This window comes from Acetomicrobium mobile (assembly GCF_937920065.1).
The window spans coordinates 1-3,505 of record NZ_CALETC010000233.1; the positions used below are offsets into that span (position 1 = coordinate 1).

General features: G+C 42.8%; 3 protein-coding genes. All 3 read left to right on the forward strand.

Features of this window, described 5'->3' with window-relative positions:
- Positions 1-1,613, forward strand: a 1,613-nt coding sequence (locus Q7P41_RS08870) for a TonB-dependent receptor (RefSeq protein WP_303883583.1), incomplete at its 5' end; no start/stop codon positions are given.
- Between the two features lie 195 nt (positions 1,614-1,808).
- Positions 1,809-2,483 (forward strand): L-serine ammonia-lyase, iron-sulfur-dependent subunit beta, encoded by a 675-nt coding sequence (sdaAB, locus tag Q7P41_RS08875; protein ID WP_303883584.1) that lies wholly within the window; start codon positions 1,809-1,811, stop codon positions 2,481-2,483.
- On the forward strand, positions 2,480-3,364 hold the full coding sequence (gene sdaAA / locus Q7P41_RS08880; protein ID WP_303883587.1) for an L-serine ammonia-lyase, iron-sulfur-dependent, subunit alpha: 885 nt from the start codon (positions 2,480-2,482) through the stop codon (positions 3,362-3,364). Before sdaAB ends, sdaAA begins: the two co-directional genes overlap by 4 nt.
- The last annotated feature ends 141 nt before the right edge of the window (positions 3,365-3,505 follow it).

The window sequence follows — 3,505 nt, forward strand, 5'->3', positions numbered from 1 at the left end:
TGCCGGTAAATTACGACAATATGTTCACCGCTGATTTAAGGTCCATTCCCTTGGAGTCCATAGAACGTATTGAAGTCGTCAAAGGCGCAGGATCTGCGCTTTATGGTTCCATGGCTGCTGCTGGAGTCATAAATATCATCACCAAGACGCCCGATAAGTACAAGACGTCAATCATAGCCGAAGGAGGCAGCAACGACTGGCGCAGGTATTCCGCCTCGGCAGGAATTAAAGGAGACATCTTTGATGTCGGGATTCGCTACAATCACAGAGAAGAAGGCGAGGTGCCCATCAGGTATAAAGATGATGAAGTTTTTAAAGCGCTTGACTATGACGAAGATTCGGCGAGCATTGCTCTTTCTTGGGGGAACTGGCGCTTTGGAGCCGATTTCGGTTCCTATGATTCAAAGTGGGATGCAGGTTACCCTATGATAGATAAACAAGAGGACGATTATAAGAGATTTTATCTGAAATATGCAGACGTTAAGAATGAAGTAATAGCCTATGCCCATTTCCTTGATAAGGAATATGTCCAAGGAGGAGCTGAAGTTTCTTATTATGATTCTACTTCAGAAAAAGTAAAAAAAGAAAAAGTAAAAAGATTCCTTCCATATGATTACAATGAAGACATTTGGGGTTTAGAGTTTACTCAAAAATCTTCGATTGGAGAGGTGCCGCTTGCCTGGGGAGTTGCCTATCGCTTTGAAAAACTTTCCGCGAATGGTGATGGTTTGATAGTTGATTATGGCAAAGAAACTTATTCAATAGACAAATTTTCTTACAAAGGGGAGCGATATAACATTGCTCCCTTTACGCAGTTTTCCTTTGCGTTGGGCGATGTCCTCATGGACATAGGTTTAAGATATGAAAATTGGGATGTTGATGATGGAAAAGACGAGTCTGAATTTACGCCGAAAATATCTTTTTATAGGCAGGATGACAGCGGAAAGCTGTGGTATTTAACGGCGGGCAAGTTTTTTGCCATGCCAAGCTTGTATCAATTGTATGCAAAAGAGGCTATGGTTGAACCAAATCCTAATCTGCTTCCCGAAAAAGGATATACTTACGATTTAGGCGTAAAAGATCCAAATAATAGATGGAACGTAAGTTTGTTTTACATGACATTGGATAACAAACTTACGTGGGAGACAATTGACGATAATACATATAAGGGAAGATATATTAATTTGGCCGAATTTCGCTCCTGGGGTATTGAAGGGCAGTTTGAAAAAGCGCTTACCTCTAGCCTAAGTTGGATTAATGGAATGACCTGGCAAAAGGCGGAAGAAAAACAAACTTCAAGTGACCCTTGGAGGAAGGGTGGCACACCGCAACTGGAGCTTTACAGCGAGCTTAATTACGACAGCGGCCCATGGTTTGGAAGCTTAAGCGCTCATTATTATGGTCAACGTGAGATAGATAATTTACAATCTTATCATAACGATAGGGCAGATGATGATTTCGTAGTAGTCGACGCCTTACTTTCCTACAACATGAAAAACGATAGAATTACGTTAGCTGCTTATAATATCTTCGATAAAGAATATATAATTGATACCTTTGGTTTTATCGGCCCAGAAAGAAGGGTCTATTTGACCTTAGAACATCTTTTTTAAGCCCTAATCATTGTTACTATTTGTGTTGCAAGAGTTGCCTTGATCAAGGCAACTCTTGTTGTAAATGGAGGCCAATAGCGGTTTTATTTGTGGGCATTCGTGTCTTTAGATGGTTTTAACTAATTAATTTTTATGATAAAATTCACGATGTAAAGCGGCGTCATAAAGCAGATTTTAACTGGAAGGTGAGATGCGGTGGCGTTGTTGGACATAATAGGCCCGATTATGGTTGGACCTTCGTCAAGTCATACGGCAGGAGCTGTCAAGCTTGGCAGGTTGGCTAGGGCAATGTGGAACGAAGAGATAAGGAAAGTTGATATATATTTGAGGGGCAGTTTTGCCGCTACCTACTGGGGACATGGCACGGATAAGGCTTTAATAGCTGGGTTGCTGGGATTTATGCCCCACGACGAAAGGATAAAAGATGCTTTGAATATCGCCCGCGAACGAGGAATGGAGTATCGTTTCATGTCAGAACATATAGATGGGGCACACCCCAATTCCGTGAGATTCGTGCTGTATGGTAAAGATAAGACCGTGGAAGTGGTTGGAGCATCTTTGGGAGGGGGCGTAGTCGAACTTCAGGAAATAGATGGTTTTTCCTTGTCACTTAATGGTGAACTTCCCGCAATAATTACGTTTCATAAAGATCAACCCGGAGTGGTTGCTGCAGTAACCGGTGTCGTTGCCAAGCGTAACTTAAATATTGCTACAATGCGATTGCACCGCCAAGGACGGGGTGGGAGGGCTTCAATGGTTATAGAAATTGATGGAGAGCTGAAGGAAGATGCTAAAGAAGAAATGTTAAATTCTCATCCCGCTTTGATGCGCATTATTTTCATGCCTTCTTTGGAGAGTGATATAAAATGAGGTCTTTTGAAGAGATACTGCAGCTTTGTGAGGTCGATCTTGAATTTTATGAGGCAGTAATAGAACTGGAAAGCCGAGAAAGCGGCAAGGATTTTGACTCGATATATGCTTCTATGTCTTTTATATTAGATGCCATGGAACAATCCGTAAATTCAGCCATAAAGTCGGACTTTAAAGGTCGCTTAATGAAAGATGAGGCACAGAGGTTTGGTGAATATATATCTCAGGCCAATGATTTGCTCTCGGGGAAATTGATAGCAAAGTCTTCTCATATAGCTTTGTCAGTATCTCAATACAATTCGAGTATGGGACGCATAGTGGCTGCTCCTACCGCTGGAAGCTGTGGCATCTTGCCAGGATTGCTCTTCGCTTATAATAATTTGTATGCGCCGACCAGAGATGCATTGGTAATGGCTTTGATCGTCGCAGGAGGCGTGGGGGAGGTCATTCAAAAGCGAGCTACATTGGCTGGAGCTGAAGGGGGATGTCAAGCCGAATGTGGTGCTGCTGCTGCCATGGGGTCTGCGGCTTTAACGTTTCTAAAAGGGGGAAGTTCCGAAGCTTTGGCACATGCGGCTGCTTTGACATTAAAGTCAGTAATGGGTTTGGTGTGCGATCCGGTTGCCGGTTTAGTTGAAGTTCCATGTATAAAACGAAATGGTACGTTGGTGGCTTTGGCCTCAATATGCGCCGATATGGCTTTGGCGGGGGTAAGATCCGTTATACCTCCGGATGAAGTGGTTGATGCTATGCGACAAGTTGGTAGAGCTTTACCTGAAAGTTTAAGGGAGACGTCTAAGGGAGGTTTGGCCATAACTCCTAAAGCCAGGACTTTAGAAAAAGATATCTTGAGCCAAATATCCCCTCTTTCAGAGATTTAGCATATAAGTTAAACTGATAATCAGGGGAGTGTTATTGTGATATGACAAAGGTGTTTTTTTGTGGTCGCGGTGGCAGTGGGAAAAGTACTATTACTGCAATGTTTGCCAAGTATCTAGTTTCAGAGGGAATGCGTGTGCTGG